The organism is Rickettsia endosymbiont of Gonocerus acuteangulatus, from assembly GCF_964026435.1.
In the GTDB taxonomy this organism is placed as follows: Bacteria; Pseudomonadota; Alphaproteobacteria; order Rickettsiales; family Rickettsiaceae; genus Rickettsia.
Map to the genome: position 1 here is coordinate 290,220 of NZ_OZ032147.1, position 23,603 is coordinate 313,822.

The window sequence follows — 23,603 nt, forward strand, 5'->3', positions numbered from 1 at the left end:
AAAATTAATTATATATAATGAATTATAATCAAAATAAACTTAATTTATAAAAAATATTCATGAAAAATATTTTTGACTTATTTAAACTGAAAAAAAATATTGTAGTTTTATTAGGCAATAAAGGCATTTTTCTTAGTGCTTTTCTTGGGGATAAAATATTAGATAAATTATTTATTCCTTATAAGGAAGAAAAACAAATTGATTTAAGCTTATATAAAAATTTTTTTAATAAATTTTCCAAAAGCGATATTTACTTTTTACTTGATAATACTGAATGCAAGATGCGTCATGATCAGTTGCCAATATTGCAATCTATAGTCAAAATAGATCCTATTGAGCAATTTATTGTAGGATATTTTGAAAAAGAAGATATTATAGCTCATTGTGTTTATGAGGTTACTTCTCAACCAAGCGAGATTTGGTCGCTTTTAATTATGTCATCTCCTTTAAAAGCTCCTTTAAGTGATATAGTTTCATGCGTAATAGAAAATAGATTGTTTAATTTTAAAGGAATGTATTTTTTAACACTAGAACTACAAGTTATTATCAATAAAATAGTTCAAAATGTAGAAAATAATAAATATGCAAATTATTTTCAAATTTGTGCATTTGCAACACAAGCTAGCGGTATAAAGTTCATTATCAAACATAAAAATAATATAATTACTATTAGAAATTTTGAATATCCATTTGATAAGACAGCTAGCTATGTTCAAGGTATTATAGAACAGGAAATTAATGACTGTTTAATATTATTTAAAAACTACATAAATAATCTTAACAAAGAAGTTTGCATTATTCTTATAGTAGATAAAGAATTAAAATCTTTATTAGAGCCTATAAGCTTTGAAGATTATCGTGTAATCTTTGTTCCAGTTGATAACATATTAAACGAACCGAATTTAGAGAATACTCGACTTATAGATACAAATATCAGTAAATTACTTATCAAACATAAAAATTTTCCTGCTTCTAATAGTTATCTAAAATCAATAAAAAAGCTAACTATTATAAGAAGCTTAACATTTAAATTATCTGCTGCATTACTTGCAACACTAATAATTACTGCTGGTGTTATGAAATATCGTACAGATATAAATTATAAAGACACTAACTTTATTAATGAAAAATATTATGCCACAAATCAAGAATATGATAATATAAAATATAAATATCCATATATTAAAAATACTACTAGCCTTGCTGATTTATACGTAATAGACAAATTACTAGAAGCACCAGTACCACTACCATTTGAACTACTTGAAAAACTTATTATTACCCTTAATCCATCTTTTAAAGTAAAAGAAATAAAATGGGAATTAACAAATATAGATAATATTTTACTGGTCTCAAAAAGACACTTATTAATACAACTATTGCTTAATTACAATACTCAAGGTATCTCAGTAGATGAGTCAATCAAAATGCTTAATGATCATATGACAAGCGTAAAAAATAAATTACCTCATTTATATATAGATTACGTTATATATAAGGATAAAATAATTGATATATCAAATAGAGTAGAAATCCCTTTATTTGTTAGTATCATTGACGAAAAAACTTAAATTATTTAAGGTAAAAAGAATGTTTCAAAAATATATCGTGTATTTAAAGAATCTTATATTCTTTCAATTTATTATATATTTTTTCTTTATTTCATTAACTATTTGGGTAATAAAAAGTTTACAGCAAGAATATGCACAATCGATTCTTGATAAACAATTAGCTCTAGAAGGTTTAACTGAAGAAGTGTTAAAGCTTTATTCCGTGCAAAATTCTAAAGAAGAAATTTTAGAATCTTATAAGAAATATGTCGATTTAAGTTTACCAAATAAAGCGACCTGCTTAAATTATCAAGAATTGATTCCTAAAATAAAAGGTTTAAGCAATAAATATAATCTACTAGAACCTATAGATATATCAATAAACTCAGTCTTTTTTAAAAATAATATTCCGGCAATCGAAAACGAAAATAAAAATATTCGTGTAAATAATTATAGTATAAATATAAAATATGCAGCTGTGGATTTTATAACTTTCCTAAAAATATTTCATGAAATCTATTCTTATATGCCGCCTAACACGCTTATATCATTTGTAAGAGTACGAAATGAAGAAGTATTAACACCTAAAAATATTTACAAACTTTCAGTAGCTCACCCTCCTAACCTTATTTATGCCAAATTAATATTATATATACGAGAATTATCTTCAACATGAATAATATAGATACTAATTTATTTAAAAAAGACATTATTAATAATTTTATTAATAACCTTACCGAAATTACCTGCTCAACTCTCGCAAATATGCTTGCTATAGATTATGAGATAAGACTTAATTCAAAACCTGAAGCTAAAAAATATATAAATGCATGTATTTCAAGGCTTAAAAATCACTTAAGGCTACGTGTTATTAATGATGATAGTTTTTCTCTAGCTCTAAAATTATTTGTAATTCTGATTACTCCAGAAGGTGAGAATAATCAAAATATTTCTGAACAATCACAGGATATCGTAGCAGAAAACCTAGTAGAAATGTATTTTGGAGCTGAAAAAATAAGTAGCGAAGAAAAATTAAAAATAAAAAACGTGTTTAAAGTTCTTTTAAAAGAAAAGAATTTCGACGAAATAATTAATTATGCACAATCGTACGTAAAATTATTCCGTACGTCTTTAAGATATGGCATAAATAAGTATAAGACTCCCAACGAAATAAGCGTTTATATACAACAAAAATTTAGTAAAGTATTAGAAATATCTTCAGAACTTACAAGAAGAAGTAATCTATTTAAACAAACTACCGGAAAAATTGCTGGTGCTGCTTGTGCCCTTTTAGTCGGAGCGATTAGCGTTGCAACAGCAGGAGCAGCTTTTTCCATTGTAGTTTTGCCTGTTTCAATTTTTGCCGTGAAATATGCCCCTAAAATTGGTGAAAAAATTGGAGAGCTAATTTTAAATAACGATAAAGCGATAAAACTGGAGCAGAATAATATTAATCAGATTATAGCGAAAATATCCAATAATAATGAAAATTTATTATCTCAAGAAAAAAGACAAAATATTCAAAAGAGCATAATAACAACACCAACTAAATTAAACATCAAATTAGATAAGAAACTAGGACATCAAAAACATAGATAAAATAAAGTAAATTAATTAGTTACTTAAATATAATATTTCAAAACGTTTCTTATCAGCAAGCGACTGAGCTTTAGGGCTTTGTTCGGAAGGGTAATAAAAAAGGAAGGGTAGTATGTAGAGAATACCATATAATATTCTGGAATAGATAAGTTATAAATTAAAAATGCCATACAAAGAAAGAACAAAAACAGGTTTGCCAAGAAAAATAGATAAGCCGAGATATAGCATAAATCATTAAGATACTGACAATTTAATAGTATTAAAAACAGCATCATAAAATGTTTCAAAATCTTCTACAACTTTCCTAATTTCATTTTTTATCTTAAACCAGTAATGCTCTATAGGATTTAAATCAGGAGAGTAAGTTGGTAAATACAATATGGTACAACCAACGGATTCAATGAACTCTTTAACTTTAGAATTTTTATGAAAATTAATGTTATCCATAATAACGGTTTGCCCAGGTTGTAATTCTGTAATTAATACATCCCTAATATAAGTTTTAAAGACCTCTGTATTACAATTACCTTCAATATTACAGGAGCAATAAGATTACCATTACAAAGACCAGCTATCATACTTATTCTAAATTTATGTTGATACACCTTTTCTCTATAACACCTTTGTCCTATAATGCTCCATTCATACTCTTTGCAAGCATTATCCTCTATTCCAGATTCATCAAGATATACTAATTTGTCTTTTGTGATGGTTTGTATCTTTGCTATACAAAACTTACGCTATGAGTAAAAAAGTGATAAATTATTGTAAAAATAATTAAACATGTCAAAGAGGATAAAGTTGCAAGCAATACCAATTAATAGGACAGATTATTGTCAATTTTTAATAGTTAGCCAAAAGAATTATAGTTTAACCTACTACGCTGAACATGCAAAGAAATGTAGTCATGATGTTATTAATAGATTTTTAAGGAATGAAAAATATACACCTTCTTTGTTATGGGAACACATCAAGAATGATGTTATTTTTTCATCTAATGGATATACAATATTTGATGATACGGTTTTAAATAAAAGGAATACGAAGCAAATAGAAATTGCAAGATCGCAGTACAGTGGAGCTACAGGTAGAGTTACTAAAGGTATAGGAGTAGTGAGTCTGGTATATTATAACCCTGATATTAATAAGTTTTGGGTAATAGATTATCGAATTTTTGCACCTGATCATGATGGAGCAACAAAACTAGAACACCTATTAAACATGTTAAATAATGCTGTTTATAGCAAGAAGATTCCTTTTCAAACAGTACTTTTTGACACATGGTATTCTACATACAAAATTATGCAACATGTTGACTCTCTGGGGAAATATTATTATGCCCCTATTAAAGCCAATAGAAACGTTAGTAAAACGCACGATTCTAAACCTTATAAAGCTGTAAAAGAGTTGACATTTTCAGATGAAAAGATCAGGCATGGAGTAGAGATTCATATAAAAGGCTTTGCTAAAAATAAGCATGTTAATTTGTTTAAATTTACTGTTTCTACCAACAGAGTTGAGTATGTTGTTACCAATAACAAAACTCACAAATCTTCTAAAGCTGCACAAGATGAGTGTGGCTTTCGATGGGTAATTGAGAGCATGCACAGAGAAATTAAGCAACTTACTGGGATAGAACGTTGTCAATGCAGGAAACAGCGTATTCAACGTAATCATATTAGTTGGGCATTTTTAGTTTGGGCATTTCTCAAAAGGACTGCAAATACAATCGGTAAAACGGTTTACCAAATAAAGTTAGGGCTTTTAGATGACTATATGCAACAACAGCTGCGTTCTCCATCTTTACGATATTTAGAACCAAACATAGCGTAAGTTTTGTCTATTTTTCCAAATTCTTTTACTATATTTTCAAACATAGCTTTTATTTCGCTCGGCTTTTCAAGATTTACTCCTTGATAAAATATGTCAGCTGCACCAAGTTCTTTTAATTCTGTAGAAATCTTTTTCACTTCCTCATCTTTTGCAAAACCATTAATAATTAATTTTGTACCAAGTTTTGCAAAATGCTTGGCTATTTCAAATCCGATACCACTTGTTGAACCGGTTATAACTACTACTTTATTTTTCATTTTTACCTCCATATTATGTTAATTCTCAAAAGATTTATATTTAGTGTTCTATGTCATTCCCAGCAACGCCACCACGAGTGGTATGATAAGTATTAAATTGTCTTTTATTTAAAAGTAACTTATGTTAGATATTACTTAAAGAAAAATGTGCAAATCTATGGAAATTGTTAATAGCATTGATTCATCTGTATATTGTTGTGGCAAAGAACCGCCTTATGATCATCCGAAAGTTTATTTAGAAATTGATAAAGCAAAAAAGGAAGTTATTTGCCCTTATTGTAGTAAGAAATTTAGATTAATAGAATCAAAATGACTATAAAATTTTTGTCGGACAGTACTATTAACCGCATTGCTGCTGGTGAGGTTATAGAGCGTCCTGCATCAGTTGTAAAAGAATTGGTTGAAAATGCCGTTGATGCCGGTAGCACTAAAATAGATATTATCTTAGAGCGTGCTGGTAAAAATCTAATTATCATTTCCGATGACGGCGTCGGTATGACGGATAAGGAGCTAGAGATTGCCGTTGAGCGTCATACGACTTCTAAGCTCGATGAAAGTGATTTCCTAAATATCCATACTTTTGGTTTTCGAGGCGAGGCATTACCATCTATTGCCGCTATTAGCAAAATGCTGATTACTTCTAAAAAACGTGATAATCAAAAAGCTTTTCAGATTAAGTTAATCGGTGGTGATGAGAAACAAATTGCTCCGGCTATTCACAATGAAGGTACTAAAATCGAGATACGTGACTTATTTTTTGCCACTCCCGCACGTCTAAAATTCTTAAGAACTGATAAAACCGAGCTTGCTGCTACTGTAGACATAGTTAAAAAAATTGCACTCGCACATCCTGAAATATCCTTTAGCTTAACTCATGACGGTAAGAGTTTATTAAAACTTAAAGGACAAAATAAGGATGCAGAAAGTAATTTAAAACAACGAATAATTGACGTAATAGGTGAGGATTTTATAAAAAATGCCTCTTATATAGATTTTAAATCTCCTGATTTTTCCATTTACGGCTATACGAGCATTCCAACATATAATAGAGCCTCCAGCGAAGATCAGTTTTTATTTATCAATAACAGACCGGTAAAAGATAAATTGCTGCAAGTAGCTCTAAGGGTAGCATATCAAGATTATATGCCGCGTGATCGCTACCCACTATGTGCCATATTCCTACAAATCGATCCACAACTTGTTGACGTAAATGTCCATCCGGCAAAAGCTGAAGTTAGGTTTCATGATCCGAATTATGTACGGAATTTACTTATAGATTCAATTAAAAATGCTTTGTCAAATAAAAGTCATATCGCATCCACCACCATTGCATCTAGTGCTATTGAATTATTTAAAAACCCATTCGTTAATAAAGAGCCAGCTATAAGTAAACTCTTAAACGTGAATAGTAAACCTAGCGAATATCGACCTGCTATATCACCTACTGTGCCTAAATATACGCCAAATAACACTTGTCAAAAACTAATCGATACACTGCCCCATGCTAAAATAGAGCAGGAAGTAGAACAACGTATACAAAACGAGTCGCAAAAATCTTCACAATATAGGCTTGGGGCTGCTAAAGCTCAACTTCATACTACTTATATTATTTCTCAAACAGAGGATAGTATAGTGATTACTGACCAGCATGCAGCACATGAGCGTCTTGGATATGAAAAAATCAAGAATTATATTAAGGATGAAGAGCTGATAAAACAGCGTTTACTCATTCCTGAAATAGTCGAATTACCGGACGAGAAAAGAGCAGATATTTTATATGAGAACAAAGATAAATTATCTAAATTAGGATTAAGCTTAGAAAAATTTGGCGAAAAATCTATTATAGTAACCGAAATTCCCAATATTCTTGGTGATATAAACGTACAAAAGCTAATTCAAGATTTGGCTGACCATTTAGCAGAATGCGGGGAAAATATAGCCTTAACCGAATTAATTGAGCATGTTACTGAGACTTACGCTTGTCACTATTCTATCAGAGCAGGACGAAAATTATCAGGAGATGAAATGAACGCATTACTCCGCCAAATGGAAGACACGCCATTTTCAGGACAGTGCAACCACGGCAGACCTACCTATATTGAACTTAAGCTTAAGGATATTGAACGTTTATTTGGTAGAAAATAGATAGCCTTGTTGCGTGGATCTATAATATTTCTTTTTTAAATTCATCTAAAGAAACAAAACTTACGCTATGTTATAGCAAATATGCTAAAAACTCTTATTACACAGCAATGTTTTATAGTGAAGCACTTCATAATATCCCTTAATTCATGGGCATTATATCAAACATAGCGTAAGTTTTGGAAATAGTACCCTTTAACTTTGCATCTTTAACAGCTTCTTTGGCTTTTTCTATATCTAATTTATTTTCAATCATTTCTATTAATTTTAAGTCTTCTATAGGTATTACTGTGGCTAAGTCTTTACCTCGACGGCTTAAAACTATTCTTTCTTTTCCATAGCTGCTACGATTTATTATTTCTGAGAAATGCTCCCTAGCAACCGAGGTAGTTATATTTGACATACTATATATACATTGTAAATTATACTATATTGTACAATTCGTACTAATAGCTGTCAGGACTATTGTAAGTTACGCTTATATAAAAGGGGATATTTTGTATAACAAAGTTTACAAAATCAGATTGACTTATTTGAAGTTTTGCCTAGAATCTTTTTGAGGCAGCTAAAGGCTGCTTTGGGGTATCGAAACCTCACGCCAATATGGTTGTATCTACTATAAACGATACGTCCTCAACTTTATTAGGGTTGGGGTGATAATAGCGTATGTCCAGGGTTTAAGGTGTAAATCTTAAACCTAAAGGCTATTATAGACTGTTATTGGCGGTTTTTCGAACTTCCCCAACCACCATAAAATATTTTGTGGTGGTTAACACTTGAATAATTTAAGCTAGGAGAACTAAGCCGTTATGAACAATATTGTAGAAAAAAGAGTAACCCTCATTGAGCCATATTTAGATTTTATCATTAGAAATGAAGAATTAATGAGTGAAATCTATCCAAATGGCTTGGATAGGGATTTAATGATAGAGTTTATTTTAGCTAAGAAACCTTATTTGTGAGATTTATAGACATAGTTACAATAAGGATGTAGGCTCAAATGTAATTTAGTTATAAAAATACTAGTATGGAGCCTAAGATTAAAATACGTTTAAGTTGGGTTAAATTATATCAAGAGTCAGGTAATGCAGGGAAAGTTTGTAGTCACTATGGTATTTCAAGATTCACCTTACGCAAATGGTATAAACGTTATGAGTTATTGGGTGTTGAGGGTCTGCATTCTTTAAGCAGGAAACCGCATACATCTCCTTATCAGAAATTAAATGATATATCAGAGCAACAAATACTAGTTTTACGAAAAGAAAGGAAGTTAGGAGCAAGACGGATTCAGAACGAACTAAAACGTTTACATGGCATTTCGTTTTCTACTGCTACTATACATAAGGTCTTACAAAAACATAATCTTGGGAGACTAAACTTAAAGCGGCATTATCGTAAGCAAGTAAAACGTTATAGTGCTAAAGTTCCAGGTGTAAGATAGCCAGTAATTTATATCAGTATACTGCCATAGATGATTGTACTAGATATAAGATATTAGCTTTATATAAAAGACGTACTGCAATAAATACAGTATCTTTTTTAGAGCAAGTATTAGAGCGTATGCCATTCCCAGTACAACGTATTCAAACTGATAGAGGACAGGAGTTTTTTGCGTATATTGTACAAGATTATCTAAAAGAACATAAAATTAAATTTCGTCCGATTAAACCGTTGTCACCTCATCTAAATGGTAAGGTAGAAAGATCGCAAAAGACTGATCTAGATGAATTTTATAGTAGTGTTGATATACGTAGTATAGAATTACCAAAGCAATTACATAATTGGGGGCACACTTCTCTCGCTGGGAAAACACCTTGGGAAAAATATCAGGATCTTGAATCATCTGTTCCTTCTATACAAGAAATTGAGAAAAATTATGATCCGTTAAAAGAACCATTGATTATGCAAAATTATAAATATAATAAAGAACTAAGAAACATTATTAAGCTTAAAAAGGAATCATCTATGATTAATTAGTCACGAATTAAACAGACATCCTTATTGTAACTATGTCTATAAATCTCACACCTATAAATCCTATGCTTATTATACTCTAATTCGTAGTTTATTTAAATCGCCATGCAATAAAATTATACTTATAATTGATAAACAACTTTTAAAATCTTTCTTAGGTTTATTTCGTTCTATTATTCTTGGTACATATATCATATCTCAAGTTAATTAAAATTTTCATCTATGATGAGAATGACTTTGCTCTAGATATAAAAGACTTAAAAAGTAATGAAAATTACTTCTGGTCTTATAAATGTCATTGCTAAAATAAAAGGGACCAGTAAATTGCACGAAAAAGGGACCAGAGAAGTTGGTGTGACCTAATAAGGTTAATGTGCAATATTCACTAGATAATTAAGCAAGTAAATATCTAGTGATACAATGATAAGAATAAATATGTATACAACAATTATCACCCTTTATAAACAAGGCAATAGTCAAAGGAATATTGCCAAACTAACAAGAACAGACCGCAAAACAGTACGAAAAATAATAAACCGCTATGTAGAGGCTGGTACAGAATCCCCAGCAATCTATGAACGATCTTCAGTTTTGGATTTTTGGCACGAAAAAATAATTGAGTTATTAGAAAAAAATCTGAGTTACATAAGAATTTTTGAGGAGTTAAAAAATCAAGGTTATACAAGCAGTTATACTTCTTTGACCCGTTATATCAAAAAATATAAAATTAAGGATAACAGTTGCATTCGTTTTCATACTTTAGCAGGAGAGGAAGCACAAGTAGATTTTGGTGACATAGGCTTACAGTATAATTCTAAAGGGCGTAGAGTTAAAGCATATGTATTTAATATGCGTTTAAGCTATAGTCGCCTTGATTATTATGAAGTAGTGTTTGATCAAAGTTGTCAAACATGGATTCAATGTCATATCAATGCATTTAATTATTTTGCTGGTAGTCCAAAAGTAATAAAACTTGATAATCTTAAAGCTGGAGTAGTAGATGCCAATTTTTATGAGCCAGTATATCAGAAGGAATATAAGTGCTTAGCCGATCATTATGGAATTTTACTTTCTCCTTGTCGAGTGTATCAACCGCAAGAAAAAGGCAAAGTTGAGTCGGGAATAAAATACGTTAAAAATAATTTTTTTGCTGGTCGTAAATTTGATAGATATGAAGAATTAACAAATGGTCTTGCAAATTGGTTAAATAAGGCCAATAGCCGAATACATGGTACTACTAAGAGAATACCTAGAGAACTGTTTGAGCAAGAGGAAAGAAGTAGTTTGATTCCTTTACCATTAGAAACTTTTGATTTGTCATCTTGGCATAATCGAAAAGTAGCAAAAGATTGTCATATTACCATAGATAATAATTATTACTCTGTACCAGCAAAATATATATACAGTGAGGTAATGGTACAATTGTCCCCAAAACTTGTTCAAATATTTTCTATACAAAATGATTTAATAGCAAGACACGTTAGAACAGAGGGCAAGGGGATATTTACCACTAATCCGTCTCATTATGCTAAATACAAACGTCTATGCCCAGGTTTTATAGAATATAGTGAACATTATCAACAACAAATGCAGCAGATAGGGAATAATTGCAGTTTATTATTAGAATCATTACAACAAACAAGAGTGAATGATTGGCAACGTTGTGCACGAGGTATCATTTCTTTACGTAAGGTTTACAATGATGACTTAATAGATAAAGCCTGTCATAGAGCACTACATTATGGTATAAGTTCTTACTCTAAAATTAAGAATATTTTAAATAGTAATGCAGTAAACTTACCATTACCAGAGTTTGGAGGTAATAATGCAGAACTTATTTAATGACCTACGAAGCTTTAGATTATCAGGTATAGTCAATAGTTTAAATGAAAGGATTATTTATGCTCAAAATAATAAACTAGGATTTAAAGAATTTCTATCACTATTATGTGAAGATGAAAAATCTAACCGTAAGGATAATAATTACCGTCGCCGTAAAAGTGCTGCTAAATTGCCGGTAACTAAAAATTTAGAAGACTTTGATTTTAATTTCCAACCAAGTGTTGATGCCAAAGTAATAAGTGATTTATCAACTTGTGATTATATTAATACTAAGGGAAATGTAATATTCATAGGTGATTCAGGAACTGGGAAAACTCATCTTGCCATTGGGCTAGCATTAAAAGCTTTAACACGAGAATACTCTGTATATTTTACTACGGTATCGGATATGCTTTATAATTTACATATTGCAAGAGCAGATAATAGTTATCACAAAAAGGTTAAATTACTCCTATCGTTTGATTTATTAATTCTTGATGAGCTCGGGTTTAAGCAATTGCCAAAACATTCAGTAGAAGACTTTTTTAATATTATTGCTAAACGATATGAAAATAAATCTACCATTATTACCACAAACAAGGATTTTGAAAAATGGAATGAAATATTTGCTGATGAAGTATTAACTCATGCAATTATTGATCGAGTGGTACATCATGCTCATATACTAAACATAAAAGGTAAAAGTTATCGTATTAATAACTATAAATCTGGAGGTAATATGGCATAAAAATTTTTAAATATAGTGGTTCCTTTTTCGTGCAATTTACTGGTCCCTTTTTAATTGACAATGACATAAAATTAATTACTTTAAAAAACTGATTAATGGGGAGTGATTAGTTCTGCCCGCATGGATCGAAAAGTGCTCTCGATGTCATCTCTTGGCTTGCTAACTAATACTAATTTTATTAGTATTTTTAAGCTGGATCCCTTGGACAAGCCACGGGAATGACAGAATCGCAATAATATCTATGCTGGAATAAAATCTGCCAACTAAATTTTTATAATCAACTCTTCTTTTTTTGCGGTTATTTTTACTATTTTTCCGCTACTTACCTCACCTGCTAAAATCATCTTAGCTAAGTTATTTTGTATTTCACGCTGGATAAGTCGCTTCAATGGTCTTGCTCCAAAGCTCGGATCGTAACCTTTTAAGGCTAGATAGTTTAAAGCCGGTTCATCAAATTCAAGAATGATATTTTGTGCTGATAAGATTTTCTTTAAACCCTCTAGCTGAATTTTTACTATATCGTGAATATTACTTTGGTTTAATCTATGGAATAATATAATCTCATCTAACCTATTCAAGAATTCAGGCTTAAATACCATTTTTACATATTCCATAACTTTGTCTTTTACCTTATAAGTATCTTCCCCCTCTTTTTGATTAACGAGTATTTCAGCCCCTAAATTAGATGTTAGCACAATAATAGTATTCTTAAAATCAACTGTGATACCCTGACTATCGGTAAGTCTTCCCTCATCTAGGATCTGCAGCATAATATTAAAAATATTGGGATGGGCTTTTTCCACTTCATCAAATAATATGACTTGATACGGGCGGCGTCTTACGGCTTCGGTAAGCACTCCACCCTGATCATATCCAACATACCCGGGAGGAGCTCCTATCAAACGAGAGATAGTATGCTTCTCCATATATTCCGACATATCAATACGTAAGATGGCGTTACGATCATCAAAAAGAAAACCCGCTAAAGCCTTAGTCAGCTCAGTTTTACCAACTCCTGTCGGACCTAAAAATAAGAACGAACCAAGCGGGCGGTTAACATCCTGAATACCTGCACGTGACCGCCTGACTGCGTCGCTAACACCTTTAATCGCCTCATCTTGCCCTATTACCGACTCACGTAATTTCTGCTCCATCACAAGTAAACGTTCACGCTCACTTGATAGCATTGTATCGATCGGAATACCGGTGATACGTGAAATAATACTTGCTATATCACTTTCTGAAACGATTTCCTTTAACAATCCTTTACTGTCAGCATTTTCGGATTCCTGAATTTTCTTCATAATCTCAGGAATAATTCCGTATTTTAATTCACTAGCTTTGGCTAAATTAGCATCACGTTCTGCTCGCTCTAAATCGTTTCTTGCTCGGTCTAACTCTTCTTTAAGCTTCTGCTGCCCCTGAATCTTAGATTTTTCTGCCTGCCATTTCGCATTCATGTCATATGATTTAGATTCTAGCTTTGCAAGCTCGGCAGTTAGATTCTCGACTTTCTTTTTAGAATGCTCGTCATTCTCTTTCTTTAAAGCTGCAAGCTCTATCTTTATCTGAATAATACGGCGATCTAGTTCGTCCAGTTCTTCAGGTTTACTTGATAGTTCGATTTTCATACGGCTACAAGCTTCATCGATTAAATCAATCGCTTTATCAGGTAGAAAACAATCCGTAATATAGCGATTTGATAGAGTTGCTGCCGCAACTATCGCACTATCGGAAATCCGTACCGCATGGTGTAGTTCGTATTTTTCCTTAATACCTCTAAGGATTGATATAGTATCCTCTACAGTTGGCTCGCTAACATAGACAGGCTGGAAGCGGCGAGCAAGTGCAGCGTCTTTTTCGATATATTTGCGGTACTCGTCTAAAGTGGTAGCTCCGATACAATGCAGTTCACCACGTGCAAGCATTGGCTTCAGCAAGTTCGATGCATCCATAGCTCCATCAGTTTTACCCGTACCGACCAATAAATGTAATTCATCGATAAATAAAATAATCTCACCACTCGACTCTTTTATTTCACCTAAAACAGCTTTAAGTCTCTCTTCAAACTCACCTCGATATTTAGCACCCGCAATCAATGCTCCCATATCAAGCTCGATAATTCGGCAATTAATAAGAGTTTCCGGCACATCTTTGCTAAATATTCGTTGTGCTAACCCTTCGATTATCGCAGTTTTACCAACCCCAGGCTCACCAATTAACACAGGGTTATTTTTCATACGACGAGATAATACTTGTACTGTTCTTCTGATTTCTTCATCACGTCCGATTATTGGGTCAAGCTTACCACTTTCAGCAAGCTCAGTCACATCTCTGCCGTATTTTTTTAGAGCATCATAGCTATTTTCTGCTGATTCAGTATCAGCTTTTTTACCTTTGCGAAGCTGCAAAATACTAGCTGCTAGTTTTTTGCTATTAACCCCATTATTGGTTAAAATTTTACCAGCTATAGTATTATCAAAACTTAAAGCTTCCAAAATACGCTCGATTGTAACAAAACTATCCCCATTATCTTTAGCAAGGCTATTAGCTTTTTCTAAAACTTTAAGAAACTCAGCAGAAGAATAAATTGTTCCTCCGCCATCAACTTGTACTTTTGGAATTTTATTTAATTCTACCTGTACTTGATCAGCTAAAATATTTAAGTTACCTCCGCTATTATTAATAAGCGTTCTGATAATCCCAGTATCTTCATTAAAAAGACTAGCTAATAAGTGCAAAGGTAATATTTGCTGATGATCATTTTTAGCAGCAATGTGTTGACAGTTTGTTATCGCTGATTTAGCATGTGCAGTAAATTTATCAATATTCATATAAATAATATATTTTAATTAATAAGATTAAAATTTTTTAATAGATATTGTTTATATAATTACTTTAAAATTATAATACAAGGGTATACTCGTTTTATTTGAAAAATTGACGGCGACGTCCTACATCTGCTGAGGTTCTCACGTAGTTTATCTACGCTCTGTTCCTCGTGCTTATAAACTTCTTGCTCTTTTCCAAATAAAACTTCGTCTACTATCTAACTAAACTAAATATTAATATATAAAGCTTTCACTATGTCCTCATTAAAAGAACAATTCGACGCAGATAAATATTTTCTTACAACACAAACAAATGAATTTTTAGCAAATAATAAACAAGCTTCTCTACATACAAACAGAGATGAAGTTAGAGAAGCAGTTGAAAGCGGTAATTTTACTGAAGCATTACAAAAGCTTGAAATTTTACGTGAAGAAAAAACCGGTATAACACTTACTAAAATTGATCCGTTGATAGAAGGTACAACACCGATAATAATTCGTGATGCACGAAATGCTAAAGATCCTTGAGAGCTTGGAACGGAAAGCTTTGAAATGCAATATTTAAATGTCATAAGAGCAGCAATAGATATAGCTGAAATCGAAGGAAAACCGGAAGCACTTAAAACAGAATTAAGAAAACAAGCAGTAGATTTTATTGATAGCTTTCATAAAGATAATGAAAAAAATTCTCAAATGCAGATCTCTCCTAATGTAAAGGATAAGATTAATGACATAGCCATACTGCTAGAAAATAATGGCATTAAAGAAGTGCATAAGAAGCTAAATGTAGCAAAAGATTTTCAGAATTTTAATGATGAACATTGTAATATAGTAACGCTCTCAAATATTAAAGATAAAAATGGTAAAGATCATACTTTTATTGAGGCAGAAGTAGCACTAAAGGGAGTAACTGATGAGCAAAGAGCAGAATATCAGAATAGAGCCGATAAAGATTGGTTCAAGAAAATGCCTAGTTGGGAAAGATAGTTAGTTAATAAATATGCTGAAACAATTAAAGAAGGTGAGCATGTTATCCCTACTCAATTGCGTCAAATAGTAGGAATGAAAAACGCTTTTGAAAAAATTACAGCAATAGCTGAAGAAAATAAACCTATTGAAATAATACATACCTCTAAACATGCAGGAACTCTTGCTTCTATTTCTTGTGATAAAGAATCACAACAAAGAATTACAGATTTAAATACTAAGCAAGCTCAAGAATGGATGGGCGATCGTAAATTGCATGCTAATACTTTAAATAGTGGAGCTGCAAATTTTGTAGTGCCGTGCACCCTGACGCGAAGTTAGTAACTCTTACTAAAAGAGCTATAGATCATGTAGGAGGTCGTTATACTAATACAGCGTTTAATAAATTTAGAAAAATCGCAGGTTTTAATCATTTTGATGGTACAAAAGAACAACTTAACGATTTGGCTAATAATTTACCAAAAGAATCTAACTTCAAAGATATTGCGACCCATTTAAAACCACGTGGTAAATTAGAAAGATTATTCGGTATTAATAAACCGAAAGGTGATCTAAAAACAATGATACAGGGGTTACCTCAAGAAACTCAAAAAATATTAACTAATGCAGCTAGTTTAAAACAAGATATAGAAAAAGCTGACGCAATTTTTTATAGAGGTGCCCAAACTAAAAATGCACAACTAATATGATTACGTTGAATACGCTGTTTCCTGCATTGACAACGTTCTATCCCAGTAAGTTGCTTAATTTCTCTGTGCATGCTCTCAATTACCCATCGAAAGCCACACTCATCTTGTGCAGCTTTAGAAGATTTGTGAGTTTTGTTATTGGTAACAACATACTCAACTCTGTTGGTAGAAACAGTAAATTTAAACAAATTAACATGCTTATTTTAGCAAAGCCTTTTATATGAATCTCTACTCCATGCCTGATCTCTTCATCTGAAAATGTCAACTCTTTTACAGCTTTATAAGGTTTAGAATCGTGTGTTTTACTAACGTTTCTATTGGCTTTAATAGGGGCATAATAATATTTCCCCAGAGAGTCAACATGTTGCATAATTTTGTGTGTAGAATACCATGTGTCAAAAAGTACTGTTTGAAAAGGAATCTTCTTGCTATAAACAGCATTATTTAACATGTTTAATAGGTGTTCTAGTGAAAATACTATAAGTAAGTAGAACAAAACTTATTTAAAATAATAAGATTTTAAATAGGTAATGATGAACAGAAAATATAGACACTTATCTCGCGAAGAGAGATATGAAATAAAAAGAATGTATGACCTAGGAGTTAGTATTAACAAGATAGCACAACATCTTACGAGGTCTAAAAGCACTATTAGTATGGAGCTAAAAAGAAATAAAGTAAAAGGTAAGTATATGCCTTGTGTTGCTCAGGAACAATATAAAAAAAGGATGCATCAGCAAGAGTTATTAAAAATAGAGAAGTTACCTATTTTGTTAAATTATATCAAAAATGCTATGATTCACAAGAAATGGTCACCGGATGCTATAGCCGGAAAGTTAAAACTGGACAAAAATACAGCTTGTTGTATCAGTACAGAAAGTATATATAGATTTGTCTACACTTCTCCAGTTGCAGCTAAATTAAAGTTATATAGCTATTTACCGTCTAAAAGATATAAAAGGCAAGAAAGGGGGACAAGGCATCAAAGGATCATTATACCACAAAGGATCTCAATACATCAGCGTGATGCAATAGCAATGCAAAAGCTAGAAGTAGGGCATTTTGAGGCAGATCTTACATTTCATAAAGGTAATCAAAGTATGAATATCGGTGTGCTGGTGGATAAAAAGAGTCAAAAGATTATTTTAGTGCTGAATAACTCCAAAAGAGCTAAAACAGTTACCACTGGGTTTTTAAAAAAGATCAAAACGCTGCCAAGTAGTGTTAGAAAGACTATTACTATGGATAATGGCAAAGAGTTTGTAGGGCATCTTGCTTATAGACTATCTGGGTTTCAAACTTTCTTTTGTGATCCATACCGCCCTAGACAAAAAGCATTAGTGGAAAAAATGAATTCTATGATTCATAGAATTTTACCTAAAAATACAGATATTACTACCGTTACACAAAGAGCTCTTGACAATGTTGCTGAGATTTTAAATAACATGCCAAGAAAGATTTTTGGTTATAAAACCCCCAATGAAATTTGGGCAGAAAATTTATAGGTTTTGTTCTACTTAGTCCTTGAATTTTCAATTGAGAGCATGCACAGAGAAATTAAGCAACTTACTGGGATAGAACGTTGTCAATGCAGGAAACAGCGTATTCAACGTAATCATATTAGTTGGGCATTTTTAGTTTGGGCATTTCTCAAAAGGACTGCAAATACAATCGGTAAAACGGTTTACCAAATAAAGTTAGGGCTTTTAGATGACTATATGCAACAACAGCTGCGTTCTCCATCTTTACGATATTTAGAACCAAACATAGCGTAAGTTTTGAATAATTTATCACTTTTTTACTCATAGCGTAAGTTTTATAGATATATTGGTGAATAATGCCGGTATTCAGCATGTTGCTCTTATCGATGAGTTTCCGGAAGATAAATGGGAACAGATTTTGTGTATAGATTTAATAGCCTCTTTTTATACTACAAAATATGCAATTCCTATAATGAAAAAGAACGGCTTTGGGCGTATCGTTAACATTGCTTCGGCTCATGCATACGTCGCATCCCCTTTTAAATCAGCCTATGTTGCGGCAAAGCACGACATACTCGGTCTTACTAAAACTGTTGCTTTAGAGGTTGCTGAGAATAATATCACTGTTAATGCTGTTTGTCCTGGTTACGTAAATACCCCACTTGTAAAAAATCAAATAGCAGATACCTCAAAAGCCCGTCACATCAGCGAAGAATCAGCCTTAAGAGATGTAATATTAAAGTCGCAAGCCACAAAGAAATTCATAGAGGCAAGCGAAATAGCTGATCTAGTAATATTTCTGTGTGACGAAAAAGCATCATCTATAACAGGGGCTGGATTCTTGATAGATGAGGGCTGGACAGCACAATAACCCTTAAATCTTAATATTTATTAACTATTAAGAAATAACCAACAATAGAAATTTCTTGAAAAGTCATTATTTACCTCATTACACTAAAATAAATTAATTTTTATTTCAGGAGGGAGTTATGACACAAAATAAACATGTAAATTTTCACGCTAAAAAAATGAATTACATCAGATACAAAACGCTAAAATATTGCATTTTAAAGATCAAAAAGGCAAAGCTATAGATGGTCAGCTAATTATTAGGTGAAGTAGAAAGTATAAGGGAAAAGGAATTTTATAAACCTGTAGAAGTTGAAGTAGAGCGTAATTTAGGTAGGTTTAAAAAAGTCTTAGCTTATCTTGGTGTTATTAAAAGTACAAGAGTTACATAAGGAACAAGTAGTAAGTAAACAAAAACGCAATGTAGGGATTCATAATTTAGGTGATTTCAATGATAAAAAAGGAGCGATAAAACGTTTTTTAAAGCAGCATAAAGGTTTAAAAGCTTATGATATTAATGATAATGAGATCGGTTATATTGAGGATAAAGGTCATTTTAAAAGCAAAAACAGCACCTTAACATATGATGAGACTGTTCTTAAGAAAAATGGAAAAATATTTGCTGAGGAAAAAAATGGTAAATTTTTAGATTTAGAGGGTAAGGCTTTAAAAGATACTCTTATAAAAAAAGGAAGTGGAGTTTACTATCTAGATATTGCTCCGAACGTAAAATATTTTGACAAAGAAAAAGAGGTTGAGACTAAAAAAGGTAAAGAAAATCTTGATAAAAAACCAGTTAAAAGTGCTTTGAAAAGTAGTAGAGAAGTTGCAAAAAAAATAGGTGAAGAATTACGTAAAGAGCAAGAAAAGAATTTTGCAGGAATTAATAAAAAACCAAAAGCTGCTGCACTTAAAAAAGTAGAAACCCCAAAAGTTCCTACTAGATAAATTTAATTTAAAGGTAATTTTATGGCTAGATTATTTAAAAAGAACCCTAAACTAAAAGCTAATGCTACTGATCATATTAAAAAACATCATAATACTGAGCAAAGAGAAACTCATAGAGATGTCTATGTTGATACCAATAAAGGAATTGAAAATCTGAAAAACCAACCTATTAAAGGTATTTTGAAACCAAATGAACCACTTCCGGATTATGATTCAGACGATTCAGGCTATGGTTCTGATAAATCTAATAAGAATAAAAGAGCTGAGCCAGCACCGGATTATGATTTAGATGAGGGAAAAAATAGAGCAAGAGATAATTGGAATAAGTTAATAGGTAAATTCAAGCGAGCTGTAATACCTGAACATGATCTTGGTAAGTTAAACGAAGCTATAGCAGATTCTGTAAGAATTAAAATAGTACAGCCTAACCCTAAGCAAGGTGATATATATTTACAAGAAATAGCACAGGGCAAGCATGTACATGGACCAGCAGAATTTGAAATATTGCAAATGAATCCTAAAGAGTTAGAAGTTCATAAACTAACTTATGATAGAAGAACAGGATCGTTATTTGATTCTAAAGGAAAAATAGCTTCTACTATTGGCAAAGAAAGCAAAAGTATGCTAGATGTACAAGCATTTGTTATGTCAAAAGAAGGTAATATTTATGTAGGAACTCATAAAAATCAATATTCTGCAAAGGAAAAGACACTTGTACATGGTTCATTTTTAAGTGGAAGATCTGCAGAGATGGCTGGAGTAGTACGAGTAAGTAAGAATGGAAAAATTGACTATATTAGTAATAATAGCGGTCATTATCAACCTGAGGAGATAGACATGTACCGTGGTATAAAAAAGATACAGGAAAAAATGCCTGGAGCTTTAGATAAAAATTGTTTAATCTCTTTTGGGTATATTCCCCGCCGCTTGCGGCGTAATATGGCGGAATGAGCAAATATATACATAAAAGTCATAATGTTACGGTACTGCTGTATCACATGGTATTTCCAGCAAAATATCGCCGAGCAGTGTTTGACGTATCAGTTGATCAAGTATTACGAGAAATATGTTTAGAGATAGAAAAGAGATATCAAATAAAATTTTTAGAAATAGGGGTTGATGAAGATCATGTCCATTTTTTGGTACAATCTGTACCAACCTATAGCGTAACAAAAATAGTAACAACAATTAAAAGTGTTACAGCTCGTCAAATATTTAGACAGTGTCCACAGGTAAAGAAACAATTATGGGGTGGAGAATTTTGGACTGATGGATATTTTACGAGTACGGTAGGTAAGCATGGAAATGAGAATATGATAGGAAAATACGTAAAAAACCAAGGCAAGGAATATCAGAAACTGCATGAGGATCATCAGCTAGCTTTCTTCTAAAATACCCCGCTGCTTGCGGCGGGGATTACTTTTATTTCATGGTAAAAAACCTGAGCCTGTTAAGGATTTTGTAGCAAAAATGGAAATAAAAGTGCGAGGAGCAGGTGATAAAACTCATTATGAACTGTTACGTGAAGACAGAATAGCAAGAATTGAAGAATATCAAGCTAGGTTAGAAAATGTTTCTAAGAAAGCTGCAATAACACAAGCAACGAGAATAGGTAAAAATTTAAAGGATACATTACAACAAAGAAATCGAGATGATAAAAATGCTGCCAGAGATTTAGCTGCAAATGCACGACGTACAAAAAGGGCAAATTTTATTGGATAAAAATTTACACTTTATAAATGATAGAATTTGTTTATAATAGCTAATTATTAATTAAGTTATTTAGAGTTCAATGAACAAATCTAAATTCATTTTTCTATCTGCTATTTCAGGGAATATACTTGAATATTATGACTTTACTGTATATTCAGTTTTCTCGCCAATTATAGGGCGGGTTTTCTTTCCTGGGGAGTCAGAGTTTATCCAAATTATTTTAAGTCTTGCAGTATTTGCCGTTGGGTTTTTGACGAGACCTATTGGTGGTATATTATTTGGTTATATCGGTGATAGATATGGCAGGCGTATTGCCCTGATAATATCTATGCTTGGTATGACTATCCCAACCTTTATCATGGGCTTGATCCCTTCATATGCAGATATTGGAGTTTATGCACCTCTGACTCTGATCATAATGCGGCTTATTCAAGGGCTTTGTATTAGCGGCGAAGGAACAGGAGCTGCTATTTTCATTTTAGAGCATCGTCAAAATTTAAGACCAGGATTTACAGCAGGTTTAGTAAACGGCTCAAATATCGCCGGTACTTTAATCGCAACCTTTATCGGTATTATTATAGAGCGTTATTTTTCTCATATTGATTTTGCGTGGCGGTTTGCTTTCTTGCTTGGTGGATTTATGGGGCTTGTTGGTTTTTATTTGCGATTACGCGTTTCAGAGACTCCTATTTTTAAAATGCTTGAGAAGAAGAAAAAAGTTCTTAAAGCTCCTTTTTCTAATGTAGTTAAAACAGCTTGGAAATCTATGCTTTTAACTATATGCATGGGTGCTATAGCAAGTAGCATTATGTATTTAGTAAAAACGTATATAAACGTATTTTATTATAGTGTTATGCATCTTAGTAACACTACTGCTTTATTATATATGGCTTACGGCTCCTTTATTGCTATGATCACAATGCCATTTGCTGGGGGTATTGCTGATATTATTGGAAAATTTAAAATGAGTATGCTTGCCGGAATTGCTAATTTATTACTAATTTTTCCGACTATGCTGCTTATGTCTTCAGAAGAAACGTGGCAACAGATTACAGCACTTACTATTCTTGGCATGCTTGCCGGAAGTATAGCAGGTACGGCATATATATTTGTTATTACTTTATTTACGGCAGAACAAAGATTTACCGGCGTTGCTTTCAGCTATAATTTTGCAATTGCTATATTTGGCGGTACGTCCCCTATTATTTCACGTTGGCTTGTTGAGCATACCGGCTTATTCTATGCTCCAGCTTTCTATATCATGATTATTGCAGCTGTATTTTTAATTATTATGTATATGATGAAAAGAGTAATTAAACAGTTGTTATATAGTTATGAACATAAAAAATAGAAAACTAACAAGTAGCTGGTTTACTAATTTACGTGATTTATTATGCACGGAATTTGAGAAAATCGAAGAAGAATACGCAAAGGCAAAAGGTTTAAAGGCGGGTAAGTTTGTCCGTTCAAGCTGGGAACGTGATGGCGGTGGCGGTGGTGTTATGTCTATCATGAAAGGGGAAGTGTTTGAAAAAGTTGGCGTTAATATATCGACTGTATTCGGTGAGTTTTCGCAAGCGTTTCGTGCCGAAATTCCTGGAGCAGAGCTGGATGGCAAGTTTTTTGCTACCGGTATTTCATTAGTTGCTCACCTTAAATCTCCTTTAATCCCCGCAATGCACTTCAATACCCGTTATATTGAAACCTCAAAAAATTGGTTTGGCGGCGGTGGTGATTTAACACCTTTTTATCCGAAAGAAGACGAGACGGCAAAATTTCATGCAGCTTTCAAAGAAGCGTGTGATAAATATGATTCTAGCTATTATCCTAAATTCAAAAAACAATGTGACGAATATTTTTATTTGAAGCATAGAAAAGAACCGAGAGGAGTCGGCGGCATATTTTACGATTATCTAAATAGTGGCAATTTTGAGCAAGATTTTTCTTTTACGCAAGATGTAGGCAAGGCTTTATTATCGGTATATCCTGAAATCGTTAGAAATAAGTTATTTTTACCTTGGACAAATGAGCAGAAAGAATATCAGCTTATAAGACGAGGCAGGTACGTAGAATTTAATTTGCTATATGATAGAGGTACAAAGTTCGGCTTAATGACTGATGGAAATGTAGAGGCTATATTGATGTCCATGCCGCCAGAGGTGAAATGGATATAAGGAAAGT

27 protein-coding genes and 2 pseudogenes are annotated in these 23,603 nt (G+C 32.2%); 23 read left to right on the forward strand and 6 right to left on the reverse strand.

The features are described from left to right. Positions 1 to 59: 59 nt before the first annotated feature. The 3 genes from AAGD55_RS01780 to AAGD55_RS01790 are packed head-to-tail and all read left to right on the forward strand — an operon-like array spanning position 60 to position 3,149. A complete protein-coding gene (locus tag AAGD55_RS01780) occupies positions 60 to 1,571 on the forward strand; it encodes a hypothetical protein (protein ID WP_341791916.1) in 1,512 nt (503 codons plus the stop codon). A 19-nt stretch (positions 1,572 to 1,590) separates the two neighbouring features. Beyond that, positions 1,591 to 2,226 (forward strand): hypothetical protein, encoded by a 636-nt coding sequence (locus tag AAGD55_RS01785; protein WP_341791917.1) that lies wholly within the window; start codon positions 1,591 to 1,593, stop codon positions 2,224 to 2,226. Then, positions 2,223 to 3,149, forward strand: coding sequence for an RP853 family protein (locus tag AAGD55_RS01790; protein ID WP_410526108.1), 927 nt, complete (start codon positions 2,223 to 2,225; stop codon positions 3,147 to 3,149). The genes AAGD55_RS01785 and AAGD55_RS01790 overlap by 4 nt, the downstream gene beginning before the upstream one ends. A gap of 234 nt (positions 3,150 to 3,383) precedes the next feature. On the opposite strand, the pseudogene AAGD55_RS01795 reads toward AAGD55_RS01790, so the two are convergent. Further along, a pseudogene (locus AAGD55_RS01795) lies at positions 3,384 to 3,877 on the reverse strand (IS630 family transposase); the annotation flags it as partial. Positions 3,878 to 3,932: 55 nt separating this feature from the next. On the opposite strand from AAGD55_RS01795, the gene AAGD55_RS01800 reads away from it, so the two are divergent. After that, positions 3,933 to 4,982: a transposase gene (locus tag AAGD55_RS01800; RefSeq protein ID WP_341791918.1), complete on the forward strand. Its 1,050-nt coding sequence runs from the start codon at positions 3,933 to 3,935 to the stop codon at positions 4,980 to 4,982. Here the strand turns inward: AAGD55_RS01800 and AAGD55_RS01805 are convergent. Continuing rightward, a complete protein-coding gene (locus AAGD55_RS01805; protein WP_341791919.1) occupies positions 4,922 to 5,239 on the reverse strand; it encodes an SDR family NAD(P)-dependent oxidoreductase in 318 nt (105 codons plus the stop codon). The genes AAGD55_RS01800 and AAGD55_RS01805 overlap by 61 nt on opposite strands. A gap of 145 nt (positions 5,240 to 5,384) precedes the next feature. Here AAGD55_RS01805 and AAGD55_RS01810 point away from each other — a divergent pair, with 145 nt between their 5' ends. Next, positions 5,385 to 5,552: a zinc-finger domain-containing protein gene (locus AAGD55_RS01810; protein WP_341791920.1), complete on the forward strand. Its 168-nt coding sequence runs from the start codon at positions 5,385 to 5,387 to the stop codon at positions 5,550 to 5,552. After that, on the forward strand, positions 5,549 to 7,384 hold the full coding sequence (mutL, locus tag AAGD55_RS01815; protein WP_341791921.1) for a DNA mismatch repair endonuclease MutL: 1,836 nt from the start codon (positions 5,549 to 5,551) through the stop codon (positions 7,382 to 7,384). The genes AAGD55_RS01810 and mutL overlap by 4 nt, the downstream gene beginning before the upstream one ends. Positions 7,385 to 7,523: 139 nt before the next feature. On the opposite strand, the gene AAGD55_RS01820 is transcribed toward mutL, so the two are convergent. Then, positions 7,524 to 7,784: a type II toxin-antitoxin system Phd/YefM family antitoxin gene (locus AAGD55_RS01820; RefSeq protein ID WP_341791922.1), complete on the reverse strand. Its 261-nt coding sequence runs from the start codon at positions 7,782 to 7,784 to the stop codon at positions 7,524 to 7,526. Between the two features lie 406 nt (positions 7,785 to 8,190). Here AAGD55_RS01820 and AAGD55_RS01825 point away from each other — a divergent pair, with 406 nt between their 5' ends. The 4 genes and pseudogenes from AAGD55_RS01825 (at position 8,191) to istB (ending at position 11,924) form a co-directional block, all read left to right on the forward strand. Then, positions 8,191 to 8,343: a hypothetical protein gene (locus AAGD55_RS01825; RefSeq protein ID WP_341791923.1), complete on the forward strand. Its 153-nt coding sequence runs from the start codon at positions 8,191 to 8,193 to the stop codon at positions 8,341 to 8,343. Positions 8,344 to 8,408: 65 nt separating this feature from the next. Next, positions 8,409 to 9,358, forward strand: a pseudogene (locus AAGD55_RS01830) (helix-turn-helix domain-containing protein). Between the two features lie 432 nt (positions 9,359 to 9,790). Next, a complete protein-coding gene (gene istA, locus AAGD55_RS01835; protein ID WP_341790850.1) occupies positions 9,791 to 11,197 on the forward strand; it encodes an IS21 family transposase in 1,407 nt (468 codons plus the stop codon). Continuing rightward, positions 11,181 to 11,924 (forward strand): IS21-like element helper ATPase IstB, encoded by a 744-nt coding sequence (istB, locus tag AAGD55_RS01840; RefSeq protein ID WP_341790851.1) that lies wholly within the window; start codon positions 11,181 to 11,183, stop codon positions 11,922 to 11,924. The genes istA and istB overlap by 17 nt, the downstream gene beginning before the upstream one ends. A 263-nt stretch (positions 11,925 to 12,187) precedes the next feature. Here the strand turns inward: istB and clpB are convergent, their stop codons facing one another. Continuing rightward, on the reverse strand, positions 12,188 to 14,758 hold the full coding sequence (clpB, locus tag AAGD55_RS01845) for an ATP-dependent chaperone ClpB (protein ID WP_341791924.1): 2,571 nt from the start codon (positions 14,756 to 14,758) through the stop codon (positions 12,188 to 12,190). Between the two features lie 252 nt (positions 14,759 to 15,010). Between clpB and AAGD55_RS01850 the strand changes: the two genes are divergently transcribed. From AAGD55_RS01850 to AAGD55_RS01865, 4 genes are read left to right on the forward strand one after another with little or no spacing between them, the layout of a single operon-like run. Further along, positions 15,011 to 15,283 (forward strand): hypothetical protein, encoded by a 273-nt coding sequence (locus AAGD55_RS01850; protein ID WP_341791925.1) that lies wholly within the window; start codon positions 15,011 to 15,013, stop codon positions 15,281 to 15,283. Between the two features lie 24 nt (positions 15,284 to 15,307). Then, the gene (locus AAGD55_RS01855) at positions 15,308 to 15,742 is read left to right on the forward strand and encodes a hypothetical protein (RefSeq protein WP_341791926.1); all 435 of its coding nucleotides are present in this window, start codon (positions 15,308 to 15,310) and stop codon (positions 15,740 to 15,742) included. 57 nt (positions 15,743 to 15,799) lie between these two features. Continuing rightward, positions 15,800 to 16,063, forward strand: coding sequence for a hypothetical protein (locus tag AAGD55_RS01860; RefSeq protein WP_341791927.1), 264 nt, complete (start codon positions 15,800 to 15,802; stop codon positions 16,061 to 16,063). Next, a complete protein-coding gene (locus AAGD55_RS01865) occupies positions 16,042 to 16,431 on the forward strand; it encodes a hypothetical protein (protein ID WP_341791928.1) in 390 nt (129 codons plus the stop codon). The genes AAGD55_RS01860 and AAGD55_RS01865 overlap by 22 nt, the downstream gene beginning before the upstream one ends. Here AAGD55_RS01865 and AAGD55_RS01870 read toward each other — a convergent pair. Beyond that, on the reverse strand, positions 16,392 to 16,619 hold the full coding sequence (locus tag AAGD55_RS01870) for a hypothetical protein (protein ID WP_341791929.1): 228 nt from the start codon (positions 16,617 to 16,619) through the stop codon (positions 16,392 to 16,394). The genes AAGD55_RS01865 and AAGD55_RS01870 overlap by 40 nt on opposite strands. Further along, a complete protein-coding gene (locus tag AAGD55_RS01875; protein ID WP_341791930.1) occupies positions 16,511 to 16,927 on the reverse strand; it encodes a hypothetical protein in 417 nt (138 codons plus the stop codon). The genes AAGD55_RS01870 and AAGD55_RS01875 overlap by 109 nt, the downstream gene beginning before the upstream one ends. A gap of 34 nt (positions 16,928 to 16,961) precedes the next feature. On the opposite strand from AAGD55_RS01875, the gene AAGD55_RS01880 reads away from it, so the two are divergent. The 9 genes from AAGD55_RS01880 to hemF all read left to right on the forward strand — a co-directional run bounded on the left by AAGD55_RS01880 (position 16,962) and on the right by hemF (position 23,596). Further along, positions 16,962 to 17,936: an IS30 family transposase gene (locus AAGD55_RS01880; RefSeq protein ID WP_341791931.1), complete on the forward strand. Its 975-nt coding sequence runs from the start codon at positions 16,962 to 16,964 to the stop codon at positions 17,934 to 17,936. Between the two features lie 3 nt (positions 17,937 to 17,939). After that, complete coding sequence (locus AAGD55_RS01885) at positions 17,940 to 18,206, forward strand: hypothetical protein (protein WP_341791932.1); 267 nt, start codon at positions 17,940 to 17,942, stop codon at positions 18,204 to 18,206. Positions 18,207 to 18,261: 55 nt separating this feature from the next. Beyond that, positions 18,262 to 18,783 (forward strand): SDR family oxidoreductase, encoded by a 522-nt coding sequence (locus AAGD55_RS01890; RefSeq protein ID WP_341792494.1) that lies wholly within the window; start codon positions 18,262 to 18,264, stop codon positions 18,781 to 18,783. A 341-nt stretch (positions 18,784 to 19,124) separates the two neighbouring features. Then, positions 19,125 to 19,709 (forward strand): hypothetical protein, encoded by a 585-nt coding sequence (locus tag AAGD55_RS01895; protein ID WP_341791933.1) that lies wholly within the window; start codon positions 19,125 to 19,127, stop codon positions 19,707 to 19,709. Between the two features lie 21 nt (positions 19,710 to 19,730). Next, positions 19,731 to 20,660 carry a hypothetical protein gene (locus tag AAGD55_RS01900; protein ID WP_341791934.1) on the forward strand — a complete coding sequence of 310 codons (930 nt, stop codon included), beginning with the start codon at positions 19,731 to 19,733 and terminating at the stop codon, positions 20,658 to 20,660. Beyond that, positions 20,657 to 21,100: an IS200/IS605 family transposase gene (gene tnpA, locus AAGD55_RS01905; protein ID WP_341790826.1), complete on the forward strand. Its 444-nt coding sequence runs from the start codon at positions 20,657 to 20,659 to the stop codon at positions 21,098 to 21,100. The genes AAGD55_RS01900 and tnpA overlap by 4 nt, the downstream gene beginning before the upstream one ends. A 79-nt stretch (positions 21,101 to 21,179) precedes the next feature. Beyond that, positions 21,180 to 21,431 carry a hypothetical protein gene (locus AAGD55_RS01910; RefSeq protein WP_341791935.1) on the forward strand — a complete coding sequence of 84 codons (252 nt, stop codon included), beginning with the start codon at positions 21,180 to 21,182 and terminating at the stop codon, positions 21,429 to 21,431. 70 nt (positions 21,432 to 21,501) lie between these two features. Continuing rightward, positions 21,502 to 22,773 (forward strand): MFS transporter, encoded by a 1,272-nt coding sequence (locus tag AAGD55_RS01915; RefSeq protein ID WP_341791936.1) that lies wholly within the window; start codon positions 21,502 to 21,504, stop codon positions 22,771 to 22,773. Continuing rightward, positions 22,757 to 23,596 (forward strand): oxygen-dependent coproporphyrinogen oxidase, encoded by an 840-nt coding sequence (gene hemF / locus AAGD55_RS01920; RefSeq protein ID WP_341791937.1) that lies wholly within the window; start codon positions 22,757 to 22,759, stop codon positions 23,594 to 23,596. Before AAGD55_RS01915 ends, hemF begins: the two co-directional genes overlap by 17 nt. The last annotated feature ends 7 nt before the right edge of the window (positions 23,597 to 23,603 follow it).